Source organism: Xanthobacter oligotrophicus, assembly GCF_008364685.1.
Taxonomy (GTDB): Bacteria; Pseudomonadota; Alphaproteobacteria; order Rhizobiales; family Xanthobacteraceae; genus Xanthobacter; species Xanthobacter oligotrophicus.
Window position 1 is genome coordinate 67,366 of record NZ_VTTL01000010.1, and the last position, 16,481, is coordinate 83,846.

The following is a 16,481-nucleotide window of genomic DNA, read 5'->3' on the forward strand; positions in this document are numbered from 1 at the left end:
GCCCCATGTGTTTGTTGCTTGGCCGCCGGCTTTTGTCGGCGCCGGAGGTGCCATGTCCGAACCTGCGCCGGAGCCGCCCGGGGAAAGCGGCGAGACGAGCGGCGAGACATGCCTCGCGCCCCTCGATTTTTCCGGCGCCTGTCTCATCGCGAAAGCCGAGCAGGCGCAGGAGCCTTCGGAAACCGCGCCCGCCCCGGACCCCGCCGCCCTCGCGGACCTCCTCGTCGCCCACTCCTTCGGCGACAGGGCGGTGCTGCTGCCGTCGGCCGCCACCGTCCGGCGCGTGATCCTAGATGCCATCCGCGCCCAGCATCGCATCGCCGGACGGCCCAAGCGGCGGGAACTGCTGGTCTGCGCCGGGGATGCGCCGCTGCCGCCGGAATTTGCCGGCGATGCGGAGGTCAGCCGCATGCCTGATGAGATCGGCGCGGTGCGCGCCGCCATCGGGCCGAAGACGGGCGGCCTGTTCGTCGCCCCGGTGCGGCTTGCGGCGGGCATCGAGATGCTGCCCGGCTCTTTCCTCGCCGAGCTGCGCGAGGCGGCGGACGAATACGGCCTCGCCCTGATCTTCGATGAGACCGACGCGGGCCTGGGGCGCACCGGCATGGCCTTCGCCCATGAATGGACCGGCGTGACGCCGGACCTGATGCTGGTGGGGGAGGGCGCCGGCCTGCCGCTGGCCGCCTTGGTGCTCACCGCCAAATGGGCGCGGGGCCTTCCCGGTACCCTGCCGGTGGCGCCGCAGGATGCGCTGGCCGCGGCCGCCGGCATTCTGGAAACGGCCTTTGCCCCCGGTTTCGAGGGGAGGTTTCAGGCGTTGGGCTGGCAGCTGGAAGACCGCCTCGCGACCCTGCGCTACCGGCGGGCGGACCTATTCAGCAACCTCGTGGGCACGGGCCTGATGCAAGGCCTCGTCTGCACCGGCCCGGCCGAGGCGCTTGCGGAACAGCTGGAACAGCGGGGCGCGAGGTTACGCGCCATGGGCGAGGTGCTGGCTTTCCTGCCGCCCCTCGACGTGACGGCGGCGGAGATCACCGAGGCCGCCGACCGGCTCGACGTGGTGGTGGCCGGGATGGCCCGCGAGCCGGCGTGAGGTGGCGCCGAGGCGCGTCGCGGGAGGACCTGCCCGCTGATCCCAATTGACAACCGGCCTGGTCAGTAGGCCAATCCCGACAGCACCGCCATGGCGTTACCGGGAGCGGAAGGCGAGGGGGCCAGGCCGATGGCATTTCTTGCTGCAATAGCCGAGCAGAGCATGGCCGCTTTCGGGCTGCTGTTGCTCGCGGTCCAACTCGTCGCCCACAGGATCGGCGTCTGGATGGGGCGGCGGGCCAAGGCCCGGGCGACGGTGCAGATGGAGGGCGTGGGCGTGGTCGTCGGCGGCATGCTGGCCCTGATGGCCTTTGTTCTGGCGCTGACCCTGTCCTTCGCCAACGCAAGGTTCAGCGAACGCCGCACGGGAACGCTCGCCGAGGCCAACGCCATCGGCACCGCCTGGCTGCGGGCCAAGGCGGTGGGAACGCCCCGCGCCGAGGCGATCGCGACCCTGCTGGAGCAATACACCAGGGTTCGCTCGGATTTCGTGACGGCCGGCATCGACATGGCCCGGATCGATGCGCTGAACCAGAAGACCGGCGTGCTGCAATCAGCCATATGGGGGCATCTGGCGGCCATCATCCGCGAGCAGCCCGATCCGGTGTCGGCCTCGCTGATGGCAGCGATCAACGACACGTTCGACATGAGCGCCGCCGAGCGGCTCGCCATGGAGACGAGGCTGCCGCCGCAGCTGTTCTGGCTCTTGATCATTATGACGCTGCTGAGCACGGGTTCGGTCGGCTACCAGCTCGGGCTCAGGGACAAGAGCCAGCCCATGCTGGTGGTGGTGCTGATGTTGATGTGGACGGTCGTGATCGTCGACATTCTGGATCTTGGGGCGCCGCGCCTCGGCAATTTCCGCACCAGCGCTGCGCCCTACGAGTGGACGATCCAGGGCTTTTCAGGGGGCGTGGTCATACCGCCCGCGCCGTGACGGCCGTCGCGGGCGGGGCAGGCGCCGGGCAGGTTTCCCGATCAGGTGGCCTTGCTCCGATCGGGTCGGCCCTCAGAACCCGACGGCGGTGCCGGAGAGGTCATAGGGGCCGGCCGCCTCGATCTTCACGGTGGCGATCTCGCCCACGCGCAGGGGGCGGCGGGCAAACACCTTCACGGTGCCGTCGATCTCCGGCGCGTCGCCCTTGGTGCGGCCGATGCCGCCGTCGGCCGTCACCGTATCGATGATCACGCTCTGCCGGGTGCCCACCTTGCGCTTGAGGCGCCGGGCGGACACCTTCTGCTGGGTGCGCATGAAGCGGTCGTAGCGCTCGGCCTTCACCTCGTCGGGCACGGCACCCTCCAGCGCGTTGGCATCCGCCCCGCGCACCGGCTCGAACTTGAAGCAGCCGGCGCGGTCGATCTCCGCCTCTTCGAGGAAGCCGAGCAGCTCCTCGAACTCGGCCTCGGTCTCGCCGGGGAAGCCGACGATGAAGGTGGAGCGCAGGGTGAGGTCCGGCACCGCCGCGCGCCACGCCTGGATGCGGGCCAGTGTCTTTTCCTGCGAGGCCGGGCGCTTCATGCGCTTTAGCACGGTGGGGCTGGCATGCTGGAACGGGATGTCCAGATAGGGCAGCACCTTGCCCGCCGCCATCAGCTCCATCACCGCATCCACGTGCGGGTAGGGGTAGACATAGTGCAGGCGCACCCACGCGCCGAGGTCACCCAGCGCGCCGGCGAGATCGAGGAAGCGGGCGGCGACTTCCTTGTCGCCCCACGGGCTGGTGGCATAGCGCAGGTCCACCCCATAGGCCGAGGTGTCCTGCGAGATGACGAGCAGCTCCTTCACGCCCGCCTTCACCAGCCGCTCGGCCTCGCGCAGCACATCCCCGGCCGGGCGCGAGACCAGGTCGCCGCGCAGCTTGGGGATGATGCAGAAGGTGCAGCGGTTGGAGCAGCCCTCGGAAATCTTGAGATAGGCGTAGTGGCGCGGCGTGAGCTTCACGCCCTCGGCGGGCACGAGGTCGAGGAAGGGATCGTGGGCCGGCGGCACCGCCTCGTGCACGGCGGCCAGCACGCTCTCATATTGCTGCGGGCCGGTGATGGCGAGGACGCTCGGGTGTACCTCGCGGATCTGCTCGGGCTCGGCGCCCATGCAGCCGGTGACCACCACCTTGCCGTTCTCGGCCAGCGCCTCGCCGATGGCGTTGAGGCTTTCGGCCTTGGCGCTGTCGAGGAAGCCGCAGGTGTTCACCACCACGAGGTCGGCGCCCTGATGGGTCTTGGTCAGCTCATAGCCTTCCGCGCGCAGCCGCGTGACGATGCGCTCGCTGTCCACCAGCGCCTTGGGGCAGCCCAGCGAGACGAAGGAGATGCGGGGCGCAGCCTTGGATGGCGCGGAGTTCAGGGCGGTGTCGGCCATGGGGCGAGCGGGTTTCTCTTGGGCAAGTTTGGCGGGGCGATATGGGCTGTGCGAAGGGCTGGCGCGTAACCGAGCGCCCGCGCCCCGTCAATCCCGCGACTTTGTGGCCGAAGGAGGGTGCGGGCGCGTGAGCGGCGCCTCAAGAGGAGAGAGCACCGTCGCCGTCCGGCTTGACCGGACGGCCCATGGCCCGGCTAGGACAAGGCTGCGGGGTTTGGACAAGAGGCGGGATGGGCCCTCCGGTCAAGCCGGAGGGCGACGATGGGGAGACGGGTGGGGAAGCGCCTGCCAGTCGCTCACCCGCCGCTCCAAAATCGGATGTTTCCGGCTTCGGCTCTTGGGAACCGAACGCGGCACCAGCCGAGTTCGGGCGGGAGAGGGGACGAGATTGCGCCCGGGCATGCGTCCGGGGCGCGCGCCCTCACACCGGCTTCAGCAGCACGTGCTTCTTCTTGCCCAGCGACAGCTTCACCACGCCTTCCGGCGTCAGCGCGGACAGATCGATCACAGCCTTCTCGTCGGTGACGGCGGCATCGTTCACCTTCAGGCCGCCGCCCTTGATCTGGCGGCGCGCCTCGCTGGTGGAGGCGACGAGGCCGGCTTCCACGAAGGCGTTGGCGACGCCAAGGCCCGCCTCCAGCGTGGCGCGGGGCACTTCCACCGTGGGCAGGTCCACCGCCAAAGCGCCGTCGGCGAAGGTGGCGCGGGAGGTCTCCTTCGCCTTCTCGGCGGCCTCGCGGCCGTGGAGCAAAGCGGTGGCCTCGGTGGCGAGCACCTCCTTGGCGAGGTTGATCTCCTGCCCCTGAAGGGCGGCGAGGCGGGCGATCTCGTCCAGCGGCACCTCGGTGAAGAGCTTCAGGAAGCGCTCCACGTCGGCGTCGCCGGCATTGCGCCAGTACTGCCAGTATTCGTAAGGGGAAAGCAGGTCGGCATCGAGCCACACCGCGCCGCCGGCGGTCTTGCCCATCTTCGCGCCGGACGAGGTGGTGAGCAGCGGCGTCGTCAGGGCGAAGAGATCCGCGCCGCGCATGCGGCGGCCCAGCTCCATGCCGTTGACGATGTTGCCCCACTGGTCCGAGCCGCCCATCTGCAGGATGCAGCCGTGGCGGGCGTTCAGCTCCACGAAGTCGTAGGCTTGCAGGATCATGTAGTTGAATTCGAGGAAGGTGAGCGGCTGCTCGCGCTCCAGCCGCAGCTTCACCGAATCGAAGGTGAGCATGCGGTTGATGGTGAAGTGCGGCCCCACCTCGCGCAAAAGCGGGATGTATTTCAGCTCGTCGAGCCAGGACGCGTTGTTCTCCATCTTCGCGCCCGCCCCGAAATCGAGGAAGCGCGCGAACACCTTGCGGATGGAGGCGATGTTGTCGTCAATCTGCTGGTCGGTCAGCATCTTGCGGGCCTCGTCCTTGCCGGACGGGTCGCCGATCTTGGTGGTGCCGCCGCCCATGAGCGCGATGGGGTTGTGCCCGGTGCGCTGGAGCGTGCGCAGCATCATGATGGACAGAAGGTGCCCGGCATGGAGGCTGGAGGCGGTGGCGTCGAAGCCGATATAGGCGGTGATCGGCCCTTCCGCGGCCTTGGCGTCGAGGCGCTCAAGGTCCGAGCACTGGTGGATGTAGCCGCGCTCGGAGAGCGTGCGCAGGAAATCGGAGCGGAAGGTCTGGGAGGTCATCGCTGGAATCGGTCTTCTGGATCGGCCTTGAGGCGGGCGCTCACGCGCCGGAAAGGAGCGGTGGTGTATCAGGTCCCGCGCAAGATTGCACAGGGCGAGCGTTTTTGGGGGTGAGCGGATGCGTGTGGTGGGCCTGATGAGCGGCACGTCCATGGACGGCATCGACGCCGCCGTGATCGACACCGACGGCGAGGAGGTCCAGTGGCTCGGAGCCGCGCTCACCTTGCCCTATGACGCGCCGACTCGGGCGCTGCTGGTTCAGGCCATGGAGGATGCGCGCGGCATCAACGCTCGCACCGACCGGCCCGGCGTGCTGCGCGAGGCCGAGATCCGCATCACCGACCTGCATGCGCAGGCGGTGCGCCGGCTCCTCGACCAGATGCGCCTCACCCCGTCCGACATCGACCTCGTGGGCTTCCATGGCCAGACCGTGTTTCACCGGCCCGATGCCCGCCTCACGGTACAGATCGGCCTTGGCCAGCGTCTCGCCGACAGCCTTGGCGTGCCGGTGATGGCGGATTTCCGCGCCGCCGACGTGGCGGCGGGCGGGCAGGGGGCGCCGCTGGTGCCGGTGTTCCACCGCGCGCTGGTGCGGCGCCTCGCGCTGCCCCATCCGGTGGCGGTGCTCAACGTGGGCGGGGTGGCGAATGTCACCGTCATCGACGGCGATGCCCCGCCCGTCGCCTGCGACACCGGGCCGGGCAATGCGCTGATCGACGATTTCCTGTTCGCCCGCACCAAGGTGCCCTTCGACGCCGACGGCCGCACGGCGGCGCGCGGCACCGTGGACGAGGGGCGCATCGCCGAGGTGCTGGAGCATCCCTTCTTCCGCCAGCCGCCGCCCAAATCGCTGGACCGCAACGATTTCCGCCTGTTCGTGGGCGAGCGCATGGGCCTGGCCGGCATGGGGCTGGAGGATGGCGCGGCGACCCTCACCGCCCTCACGGCGGAGACTGTCGCGGCGCTGATTCCGCTGCTGGCACGCCCGCCCGTAAGCTGGATCGTCGCCGGCGGCGGCGCGCGCAACCCGACGCTTCTGGCCATGCTGGCCGCGCGGCTGGGCGCAGACGTGCGCACGGCGGATGCGGTGGGCTGGTCCGCCGACGCACTGGAAGCCCACGCCTTCGGCTATATCGCCGCCCGGGCGCTGCGGGGGCTGCCGCTGACCTATCCCACCACCACGGGGGCGCCGGAGCCCATGACCGGCGGGGTGCTGTTCCAGCCGTGAGCCTGTGGCGGACGCGCTGGGGTTGAGACAACCAGCGCGGTCTTCCGCCACCGACGCCAAGGCCGCGAAATCCTGAGGGACTCCCGTCGCGACAAGGTGCATGCGGCAGCGGTTCAGCTTAGTCTTCCGCAAAACCGGGGCGTCACATCCGGTCGAGGCGGGGGGATCGATGGGCAAGCTGAAGCGCGAGATCGGGCTGATCGGCCTCACCTTCGTGGCCGTGAGCGGCATCATCGGTTCCGGCTGGCTGTTCGCCCCGCTGCTGGCCGCCCAGCACGCGGGCCCCGCCGCTTTGATCGCGTGGGTCATCGGCGGCGCTGCCATGCTGCTGTTTGCCCTTACGTTCGCGGAAATCTCGGCCATGCTGCCGGTGGCCGGCGGCATTGCGCGCGTTCCCCAGTTCAGCCACGGCAATGTGGTGGCCATGGCCATGGGGTGGAGCGCCTGGGTGGGCTACAACACCACCGCCCCCATCGAGGTGGAGGCCATGCTGCGCTACCTCGGCCCGCACCTGAGCTGGCTTTATACCGCTCCGGGCAGCGGCACCCTGTCGTGGGCGGGGGTGGCCGTGGCGGGGCTGATGATGGTCTGCTTCACCGTCATCAATGCCTTCGGCGTGCGCTTCTTCACCCGCGTGAACACCGCCATCACCTGGCTGAAGATCGCCATTCCCCTCGTCGTCATCGTGGCGCTGCTGGCGGCGCGGTTCGAGCCGGCCAACTTCACGCAAGGGAGCGGCGGGTTCGCGCCGTTCGGCGTTGCCGGCGTGCTGGCGGCGGTGTCGTCCGGGGGCATCGCCTTTTCCTTCATCGGCTTTCGCCATGCCATCGACATGGCGGGGGAGGTGAAGAACCCCGGCGTCACCATTCCCATCGCCCTCGTGCTGGCGCTGGCCATTGCCTTCGTGGTCTACGGCGGTATCCAGTTCGCCTTCACCGGCGCGCTGTTGCCGGCGGACCTCGCCCACGGCTGGGGCGCGCTGGCGCTGCCGGGGGATTTCGGGCCCCTGGGGGCGCTCGCCGCGGCGCTGGGGATGCTGTGGCTGGTGAGCCTTCTGAATTTCGGGGCGGTGGTGGGGCCGTTCGCCGGCGGCCTCGTTTCGGTGGGCTCCAATGCCCGCCTTGCCTTCGCGCTGGCGGAGAACGGCTTCTTTCCCGAGCGCTTCGCTGCGCTTTCGGCGCGCGGCGTGCCGGTGGCCGCGCTGCTGCTGAACCTCGTGTTCTCGCTTGCCGCTTTCGTGCTGCTGCCGTTCAGCGAGGTGGTGCAGCTGAATTCCTCCGCCGTCATCCTCTCCTTCGTGGTAGGGCCGGTGGCGGTGGTGGCCCTGCGCCAGCTATTGCCCGATGCGACGCGGCCGTTGCGGGTGCCGGCGGTGAAGCTGGTGGCGCCGGTGGCCTTCATCATCGCCACCTACATCATCTACTGGAGCGGATGGCCCACCGTGTGGCGCCTGGGCCTGTGCCTGCTGGCGGGGCTGGTGCTGTTCCTGTTCCATGCCCGCCATCGCGCCGCCGGCAGCCTGGACCTTGCGGAAGCGGTGTGGCTCGCGCCCTACCTTGGCGGTCTCGGGCTGGTGTCGTTCCTCGGCAGCTTTGGGGGCACGGGTCTCATCCCCTTCGGCTGGGACCTGTTGGTGCTGGCCGCGCTCGGGGGCGGGGCGTTCGCGCTGGCGGTGCGGGCACGGCTAAGCCAGCTGAAGTTCGATCGCTACATGAGCGAGGAACGGGTCCTGGATGCGGCCACGGAGGAGCAGCCGGAGGTCCGGGTCTAGAGCACGTCTTTTAGCAAAAACGGCCGGTCCCCAGGACCGGCCGTTCATGAAAGTCGGGACAGCGATAAGCATCGCCCTCAGGCGGCGCTGTCCTTGCTGTCCTTGCGGGTGCCGGGCAGGCGCTTGTCGAGATAGGTGCCGACCACGCCCATGAGGTCCTCGGTCTTGCCGTCGAAGAAGTGGTTGGCGCCGGGCACCACCTGCTGCTCGATGACGATGCCCTTCTGCGTCTTCAGCTTCTCCACCAGCGTCTGCACCGCGGAGGTGGGCACCACCGCATCCTTGTCGCCATGGACGAACAGGCCGGAGGACGGGCAGGGGGCGAGGAAGGAGAAGTCGTAGAGGTTCGCCGGCGCGGCGATGGAGATGAAGCCCTCCACCTCCGGGCGGCGCATGAGCAGCTGCATGCCGATCCACGCGCCGAAGGAGAAGCCGGCGATCCAGCACGCCCGCGCATCCGGATTGACCGACTGGGCCCAGTCGAGCGCGGCCGCGGCGTCGGACAATTCGCCCGTGCCGTGGTCGAACGACCCCTGGGAGCGGCCGACGCCCCGGAAATTGAAGCGCAGCACCGAGAAGCCGCGGTTCGCGAACTGGTAATACAGGTTGTACACGACAGGATTGTTCATCGTCCCGCCGAACTGCGGGTGCGGATGAAGAATGATGGCGATGGGCGCATTGCGGGTCTTGGCGGGCTGGTAGCGGCCTTCAAGGCGCCCCTTTTCGCCGGGGAAGATCACTTCTGGCATGGAAGTTTTACAACCTCTGGGTGGCAATGACGCACAGGATGAAGCGGAACCCGCCCGGAAAGCGCGACTCTCGGGGACGAACCCGCCAGCATCACCCTAACGACTTGACGCCGAAACGGTAATGCTTGACTTACAGATCGGAACGACCTATCGATTTAGAATAATTCTAATCTGTTCCTGCCGGCTGCGCGAACCGTAGGGCGCTGCAATGCGGGATCGGGTGAAGTTTGAGCTATGACCGAGATTGCCGGCAATTGCAAGTCTGGCGCGGGTCCGGAGCGTGTTTCGCGCAAGGGGCCAGGAGGCGGAGATGAGCGCGGGCGGCATCTTCAGGTCGCATGATCTGGGATCGCAAGATCGGTCTGAGGCCGGGGCAACTGCGCCCACGGCCAATGCTGCCGTGCGCCGCGCCTATCTCGATCACAATGCCACCAGCCCCCTGAAGCGCGAAGCTCGGGACGCCATGCTGGCCGCGCTGGAATGCGTGGGCAACGCATCGTCCGTCCATGCCGATGGCCGCGCCGCCCGGGCGCGCATGGAGGCGGCGCGGGCTCAGGTGGCCCGCCTTGTCGGCGCGTCGCCCCGTGGGGTGGTGTTCACCTCGGGCGCCACGGAAGCGGCCGCGCTGGCGCTGCATCCGGCGGTGGAGATGGCCGGCCGGCCGAAGCCTTGCCATGTGCTGCTCATGAGCGCCGTGGAGCATCCCGCCGTGCTGCGCGGCCATCGCTTTGCCGCCGAGGCGGTGGAGATGCTGCCCGTGGACGGCGCCGGCCGCCTTGATCTCGACGCGCTGGAGGCATCGCTCGCCCGCCATGCCGCCGCCGGCCGCCGCGCTTTGCTGGCGCTGATGGCCGCCAACAACGAGACCGGCGTGGTCCAGCCCGTGGCCGAGGCCGCGCGGCTGGTGAAGGCGCGCGACGGCGTGGTGTTCTGCGATGCCGTGCAGGCCGCCGGGCGCCTGCCGCTGGACATGGCCGCGCTGGGCGTGGATTTCCTCAGCCTCTCCGCCCACAAGATGGGCGGCCCGCAGGGGGCCGGCGCGCTGGTCGCCGCCGGGCCGGATGATCGCACCCCGGCCCTCATCGCCGGTGGCGGGCAGGAGCGCAGCCGCCGCGCGGGCACCGAGAATGGCCCGGCCATCGTCGGCTTCGGCGCCGTCGCCGGCGTGGCGCGCGCCGACCTTGCCGCCGAGGCCACCCGGCTTGCGAGCTTGCGCGATGCGCTGGAACGGGCTGTGCTGGCCGGCGTTCCCGATGCAGAGGTCATCGGCCTTGGGGCGGAGCGGCTGCCCAATACCAGCATGCTCACTTTTGCCGGACTTCGGGCCGAAACACTGGTGATCGCGCTCGACCTTGCCCACGTAAGTGTTAGTGCGGGCTCGGCCTGCTCCTCGGGCAAGGTGGGCGCCTCCCACGTGCTGTCGGCCATGGGTGTTCCCGAAGCACGCGCGGCGGGTGCCATCCGCCTCTCGCTGGGCTGGTCCAGCACCCGGCAGGATGTGGAGGAGGCCGTGGCGGCCTTGCAAAAGGTGGTGCCGCACCTGAGAAGCCGCGCGGTACGCGCGGCATAGAAACAAAAAGAGCTGGAAGCCGCGCGGGGCGCGGCTGAGAGGCAGAGAGTTCAGGACCCGCGCGTTACGCGCGGCATGAGACACAGGACGTGAACTTGACCCGCGGGCCTTGACCCCGCGCGGGAGAGGAGAAGAGAAGATGCCTGCGGTTCAGGAGACGGTTGAACGCGTCCGCGCGCTCGACGTGGACCAGTACAAGTACGGTTTCGTCACGGACATCGAGAGCGAGAAGGCCCCCAAGGGCCTGTCCGAGGATACGATCCGATATATCTCCGCCAAGAAGAACGAGCCCGAATGGATGCTCGAATGGCGGCTTCAAGCCTATCGGCGCTGGCTCACCATGCCGGAGCCCACCTGGGCGCGGGTGAGCTATCCGAAGATCGATTTCCAGGACTATTATTATTATTCGCAGCCCAAGGCGGCGCCGAAGTCCATCGACGAGATCGATCCGGAGATTCTGAAGACCTACGAGAAGCTGGGCATTCCGCTGCGCGAGCGCGACGCCCTGCTGGGCATCGAGAGCTCCGGCGGCTCGAAGGTGGCGGTGGACGCGGTGTTCGACAGCGTGTCGGTGGCCACCACCTTCAAGGCGGAGCTGGCGAGCGCCGGCGTGATCTTCATGCCCATCTCGGAGGCCATCCGCGAGCATCCCGAGCTGGTGAAGACCTATCTCGGCTCGGTGGTTCCGGTGTCCGATAATTTCTACGCCACGCTGAATTCGGCGGTCTTCTCCGACGGGTCGTTCGTGTACATCCCCAAGGGCGTGCGCTGCCCCATGGAGCTGTCCACCTACTTCCGCATCAACGAACGCAACACCGGCCAGTTCGAGCGCACCCTCATCATCGCCGACGAGGGGGCCTATGTGAGCTATCTGGAAGGCTGCACCGCGCCCCAGCGCGACGAGAACCAGCTGCATGCGGCCGTGGTGGAGCTGGTGGCGCTGAAGGATGCGCAGATCAAGTATTCCACCGTCCAGAACTGGTATCCCGGCGACAAGGACGGCAAGGGCGGCATCTATAATTTCGTCACCAAGCGCGGCGACTGCCGGGGCGACAATTCCAAGATCTCGTGGACGCAGGTGGAGACCGGATCGGCCATCACCTGGAAGTATCCAAGCTGCATCCTGCGCGGCGACAACTCCCAGGGCGAGTTCTATTCCATCGCCATCTCCAACGGCTACCAGCAGGTGGATTCTGGCACCAAGATGATCCATCTCGGCAAGAATACGTCGAGCCGCATCATCTCCAAGGGCATCGCCGCCGGCCATTCGGAGAACACCTATCGCGGCCTTGTCTCGGCCCACCGCAAGGCGACCGGCGCGCGCAACTTCACCAATTGCGACTCGCTGCTCATCGGCGACCAGTGCGGCGCGCACACCGTGCCCTACATGGAGGCCAAGAACGCCTCGGCCCAGTTCGAGCACGAGGCCACCACCTCGAAGATCTCCGAGGACCAGCTGTTCTACTGCCTCCAGCGCGGCCTCGGCCCGGAGGAGGCAGTGGCGCTGATCGTCAACGGCTTCGTGCGCGACGTGCTCCAGCAACTGCCCATGGAGTTCGCCGTGGAGGCCCAGAAGCTCATCGCCGTGAGCCTCGAGGGGAGCGTGGGGTGATGGTGGGCGTGCGGATAGCTCTTGCAGTATCCGCGTGGCTGATCGCGGGTGCCGGAGCTGCGGTCGCTTGCTCCTGTTCTCAGCCTCCCGCCCATGTGAAAGGGCGTGAGGCCATTGAGGCATGGCAGCTCGAAGCAGCCGAGACGGTCGTTCGCGGGCGCGTCACCCAGATGACAGCAGGTGCGAACGCCACACTTGATGGCAAGCCGGTTGTTCGGGCCGATTTTGTTGTCGACGAGGTCGTAAAGGGAGAGATCGGCGGCCGACAGCTTCGGCTGGTGACTCTGTTCGGCCTCGGTGACTGCGGCTCCGCTGGCCTGCTGCTCACGGCCATCGGCTGGAACCGGCCGGTCCGCATCGAGGTGAAGGCCCTCCCGGGGGCCGACGACTATTTCATCCATTCCTGCGGCTACGGGGTCGTGGAACCCCCGCAGCGCTGACATTTCCGCCCGGCCCTGCCGTGGCGCACCAACGGACACAGCACATGCTCGAAATCAAGAATCTCCACGCCCGCATTGGCGACAACGAGATCCTCAAGGGCCTCACCCTCACGGTCCCGGCCGGCGAGGTGCACGCCATCATGGGGCCGAACGGCTCCGGCAAGTCCACCTTGTCCTATGTGCTCTCGGGCAAGCCGGACTATGAGGTCACCGAAGGCTCGGCCACCTTCAACGGCCAGGACATCCTGTCCCTCGCGCCGGAAGAGCGGGCGGCGGCCGGCGTGTTCCTCGCCTTCCAGTATCCCATCGAGATCCCCGGCGTCGCCAACATGCAGTTCCTGCGCGCCGCCATGAACGCGCAGAAGAAGGCGCGCGGGGAGGAGGAAATCTCCACCCCCGACTTCCTCAAGCTGGTGCGCGCCAAGGCCCCCGACCTCGGCATCACCCAGGACATGCTCCGGCGCGGGGTTAACGTGGGCTTCTCCGGCGGCGAGAAGAAGCGCAACGAGATCCTCCAGATGGCGTTGCTGGAGCCCAAGCTGTGCATTCTGGACGAGACCGATTCCGGCCTCGACATCGATGCGCTGAAGGTGGTGGCGCAGGGGGTGAACGCCCTGCGCGCGCCCGATCGCGCCATGCTGGTCATCACCCATTACCAGCGCCTGCTCGACCATATCGTGCCGGACGTGGTGCATGTGATGCACAAGGGCCGCATCGTCCGCTCCGGCGGTGCCGATCTGGCGCTGGAGCTGGAGGAATCCGGCTATGCGGCCTACGGGCAGGATGCGGCGTGAGCGCGGCCATGAACATTCCCGTTCGTCCTGCCCGCACACCGGCTGAAGACGCCATCGCCGCCACGCTCCAGGCCCGGCTCGCCGTCGCGGCCGGGCAGGGGGGCCTTGACGGGCGTCTCGGCGAGCTGAGCGCCGATGCCCTCGAGGCCTTCCGCACCCACGGCCTGCCCAACCGGCGCGTGGAGGAGTGGAAATACACCGACCTGCGCGCGGCGGTGCGCGACTTCCCCCCGCTCGCCGGCACCCCCGGCGCGGCGGACGAGGCGGAAGCCGCCGCCCTCGCCCTCGACGTGCCCCATGCGGCGCGCATCCTGTTCGTGAGCGGGGCGCTGGCGCGCGGGGCCTCCAACTTCGCCGGCCTGCCCGCTGGGGTTTCGGCGCTGCCGCTCGACGCGGCCACGGCGGCGAACGATCCGCTGCTGGACCGCATCGGCTCGCTCCAGCCGGATCGCTATGACGGCGCGCTGGCGCTGAACACCGGCTTCCTCGGCGAGGGGCTGGTGGTGAAGGTGGATGCCGGCACCAAGGCGGCAAAGCCGGTGCATCTGGCCCATGTCTTCCCGGCGGCGGAGGCTGTCGCCGGCTTCACCCGCACCGTGGTGGTGGTGGGCGAGGGCGCCGAGCTGACGCTGGTGGAAAGCTTCGCCGGCCGCGATGGCGTCGCCTACCAGGCCAACCACGCCATGGAACTGGTGTTGGGCGATGGCGCCACCGTCAACCTGGTGCGGTTGCAGGAAGAGGGCGCGGCGGCGCTCCATCTCGGCACGCTCATGGTGGAGCTGGGCCGCACGGCGAAGCTCAACGTGTTCTCGCTGGTGCAGGGCGCGGCGCTGTCGCGGCATTCCGTCTACGGCCGCTTCGCCGGCACCGGCACCCATCTGGGGGTGCGGGGCGCCACCCTGCTGAAGGGCCGCCAGCACGCCGACACCACCATGTTCATCGACCATGCGGTGGCGGGCTGCGAGAGCCGGGAACTGTTCAAGACCGTGCTCTCGGACGAGGCCCACGGCGTGTTCCAGGGCAAGATCGTGGTGCGGCGCGATGCCCAGAAGACGGACGGGCGCATGATGAGCCAGTCTCTGCTGCTGAGCGACAACGCGGAGATGGACAACAAGCCCGAGCTTGAGATCTTCGCCGACGACGTGCAGTGCGGCCACGGCGCCACGGTGGGCACGCTGGACGACAAGATGCTGTTCTACCTGCGCTCGCGCGGCCTGCCGCTGAAGGATGCCGAGCGCCTGCTCATCCAGGCCTTCGTGGGCGAGGCCGTGGAATATGTGGAGGACGAGGCCCTGCGCGAGATCCTTCTCGCCCGCATGGTGGCTTGGCTGGAGAAGCGGGCGGCCTGAGGGGGGATAAGGACCATCGCCACTCAGTTTGGGTGATCCCCGTGAAGTGAAACTTCGTCATGGCCGGGCTTGTCCCGGCCATCCACGCGGTGAGGCTGGAAGAGCTTTAGTAGGCCGTTGCGAGCGGCTCGGCGTGGATGCCCGGCACGAGGCCGGGCATGACGGCGGGATTGCAGGAGTGCAGGCCCTGAGTTTTCAAACGAGCTCTTAGCAAGGACGTTTTGCCATGACGCATATTCACCCCGCCGTGCGCAACGGCAGCTTCGACGTGGAGGCCGTGCGCGCCGATTTTCCGGCGCTGTCGCTGGAGGTGAACGGCCATCCGCTCACCTATCTGGACAATGCCGCCTCCGCCCAGAAGCCGCGGCAGGTGATCCAGCGCATGGTCACCGCCTACGAGCGGGAATATTCCAACGTCCACCGCGGCCTGCACTATCTGGCCAACGCCGCCACCGAGGCCTTCGAGCAGGCCCGCGAGAGCGTGCGCGGCTTCCTCAACGCGGCGTCCGTGGACGAGATCATCTTCACCCGCTCGGGCACCGGGGCCATCAACACGGTGGCCAGCTCCCTCGGCCAGTCCATCGAGCCGGGCGACGAAATCGTGCTCTCCATCATGGAGCACCATTCCAACATCGTGCCGTGGCACTTCCTGCGCGAGCGCAAGGGCGCGGTGATCAAGTGGGCGCCGGTGCGCGAGGACGGTTCGTTCGACTTCGAGGCGTTCAAGGGCCTGCTCACCGAGCGCACCAGGATCGTCGCCATCACCCAGATGTCCAACGTGCTGGGCACGGTGACGCCCATCAAGGAAATCGCGGCGGCGGCCCATGCGGTGGGGGCCAAGGTGCTGGTGGACGGCTGCCAGTCCATCGTCCACATGCCCGTGGACGTGCGCGACCTCGATGTGGATTTCTTCGCCGTCACCGGCCACAAGCTCTATGCGCCCACCGGCATCGGCGTGCTCTACGGCAAGCTCGACCTTCTGGCGCAGATGCCGCCCTATGAAGGTGGCGGCGAGATGATCCGCGAGGTCACGGAAGATTACGTGACCTATGGCGTGCCGCCCCACAGATTTGAAGCTGGAACTCCTCCAATTGTTCAGGCCATCGGGCTCGGCGCGGCGGTGGACTATGTGAACTCCATCGGCCGCGAGCGCATCGCCGCCCACGAGCACGACCTTTCCGTCTATGCCCACGAACGCTTGGGAGCGCTCAATTCCCTGCGCATCATCGGCACCGCGCCGGGCAAGGGCGGCATCATTTCCTTCGAGATGAAGGGCGCCCATCCGCACGATGTGGCCACCATCATCGACCGCTACGGTGTTGCAGTGCGAGCCGGCACCCATTGCGCCCAGCCGCTTTTGGCCCGATATGGGACAACAGCGACGTGCCGCGCATCCTTTGCCCTTTACAACACGCGCGCCGACGTGGACCGTCTGGTGGACGCCCTCGTCAAGGCGCAGGATTTGTTCGCATGACCGAGACGAAGACCACCGAGCAGGCGAATATGCCGCAGATCAAGTCCTCCATTGCCGAGGCTGAGCTGGAGCGCCTGACCGACAGCATCGTCAGCGCGCTGAAGACCGTCTATGACCCGGAAATCCCCGTGGACATCTACGAGCTGGGCCTCATCTACAAGGTGGACATCGCCGACGACCACACCGTCGCCGTGGAAATGACCCTGACCACCCCCAACTGCCCCGCCGCCGCCGAGCTGCCGGGCATGGTGGAAAGCGCCGTGGCTTCGGTGCCGGGCATTTCCGACGTGAAGGTGGACATCACCTTCGACCCGCCGTGGGACCAGGGCCGCATGTCCGAGGAAGCCCGCGCCACCCTCAACCTGTGGTGA

At 68.1% G+C, this 16,481-nt stretch carries 14 protein-coding genes; 11 read left to right on the forward strand and 3 right to left on the reverse strand.

What is annotated here, in order from left to right; genetic code table 11:
* Positions 1-52: 52 nt before the first annotated feature.
* Entirely contained in the window at positions 53-1,093 is a 1,041-nt protein-coding gene (locus tag FZ033_RS17060) for an aminotransferase class III-fold pyridoxal phosphate-dependent enzyme (protein WP_149577292.1), read from the forward strand.
* Positions 1,094-1,255: 162 nt separating this feature from the next.
* A complete protein-coding gene (locus FZ033_RS17065) occupies positions 1,256-2,029 on the forward strand; it encodes a bestrophin-like domain (protein ID WP_149577293.1) in 774 nt (257 codons plus the stop codon).
* A 72-nt stretch (positions 2,030-2,101) separates the two neighbouring features.
* Here the strand turns inward: FZ033_RS17065 and rimO are convergent, their stop codons facing one another.
* The gene (rimO, locus tag FZ033_RS17070; RefSeq protein ID WP_149577294.1) at positions 2,102-3,451 is read right to left on the reverse strand and encodes a 30S ribosomal protein S12 methylthiotransferase RimO; all 1,350 of its coding nucleotides are present in this window, start codon (positions 3,449-3,451) and stop codon (positions 2,102-2,104) included.
* Between the two features lie 421 nt (positions 3,452-3,872).
* Positions 3,873-5,123, reverse strand: a complete 1,251-nt coding sequence (gene tyrS / locus FZ033_RS17075) for a tyrosine--tRNA ligase (protein ID WP_149577295.1) — start codon at positions 5,121-5,123, stop codon at positions 3,873-3,875.
* Positions 5,124-5,241: 118 nt separating this feature from the next.
* Between tyrS and FZ033_RS17080 the strand changes: the two genes are divergently transcribed.
* Positions 5,242-6,351, forward strand: coding sequence for an anhydro-N-acetylmuramic acid kinase (locus FZ033_RS17080; RefSeq protein WP_149577296.1), 1,110 nt, complete (start codon positions 5,242-5,244; stop codon positions 6,349-6,351).
* A gap of 169 nt (positions 6,352-6,520) precedes the next feature.
* Positions 6,521-8,122 (forward strand): APC family permease, encoded by a 1,602-nt coding sequence (locus FZ033_RS17085; protein ID WP_149577297.1) that lies wholly within the window; start codon positions 6,521-6,523, stop codon positions 8,120-8,122.
* Positions 8,123-8,199: 77 nt separating this feature from the next.
* On the opposite strand, the gene FZ033_RS17090 is transcribed toward FZ033_RS17085, so the two are convergent.
* Positions 8,200-8,871 carry an alpha/beta hydrolase gene (locus tag FZ033_RS17090; RefSeq protein WP_149577298.1) on the reverse strand — a complete coding sequence of 224 codons (672 nt, stop codon included), beginning with the start codon at positions 8,869-8,871 and terminating at the stop codon, positions 8,200-8,202.
* A 310-nt stretch (positions 8,872-9,181) separates the two neighbouring features.
* Here FZ033_RS17090 and FZ033_RS17095 point away from each other — a divergent pair, with 310 nt between their 5' ends.
* The 7 genes from FZ033_RS17095 (at position 9,182) to FZ033_RS17125 (ending at position 16,481) form a co-directional block, all read left to right on the forward strand.
* Complete coding sequence (locus FZ033_RS17095; protein ID WP_232847542.1) at positions 9,182-10,441, forward strand: cysteine desulfurase family protein; 1,260 nt, start codon at positions 9,182-9,184, stop codon at positions 10,439-10,441.
* 139 nt (positions 10,442-10,580) lie between these two features.
* Positions 10,581-12,053 (forward strand): Fe-S cluster assembly protein SufB, encoded by a 1,473-nt coding sequence (gene sufB / locus FZ033_RS17100; protein WP_149577299.1) that lies wholly within the window; start codon positions 10,581-10,583, stop codon positions 12,051-12,053.
* Positions 12,050-12,493 carry a hypothetical protein gene (locus FZ033_RS17105; RefSeq protein ID WP_149577300.1) on the forward strand — a complete coding sequence of 148 codons (444 nt, stop codon included), beginning with the start codon at positions 12,050-12,052 and terminating at the stop codon, positions 12,491-12,493. The genes sufB and FZ033_RS17105 overlap by 4 nt, the downstream gene beginning before the upstream one ends.
* 44 nt (positions 12,494-12,537) lie before the next feature.
* Positions 12,538-13,287 (forward strand): Fe-S cluster assembly ATPase SufC, encoded by a 750-nt coding sequence (gene sufC, locus FZ033_RS17110; RefSeq protein WP_149577301.1) that lies wholly within the window; start codon positions 12,538-12,540, stop codon positions 13,285-13,287.
* A gap of 8 nt (positions 13,288-13,295) precedes the next feature.
* Positions 13,296-14,636 carry a Fe-S cluster assembly protein SufD gene (sufD, locus tag FZ033_RS17115; RefSeq protein WP_149577302.1) on the forward strand — a complete coding sequence of 447 codons (1,341 nt, stop codon included), beginning with the start codon at positions 13,296-13,298 and terminating at the stop codon, positions 14,634-14,636.
* A 226-nt stretch (positions 14,637-14,862) separates the two neighbouring features.
* Positions 14,863-16,110: a cysteine desulfurase gene (locus FZ033_RS17120; protein ID WP_149577303.1), complete on the forward strand. Its 1,248-nt coding sequence runs from the start codon at positions 14,863-14,865 to the stop codon at positions 16,108-16,110.
* On the forward strand, positions 16,107-16,481 hold the full coding sequence (locus tag FZ033_RS17125; protein WP_149577304.1) for an SUF system Fe-S cluster assembly protein: 375 nt from the start codon (positions 16,107-16,109) through the stop codon (positions 16,479-16,481). Before FZ033_RS17120 ends, FZ033_RS17125 begins: the two co-directional genes overlap by 4 nt.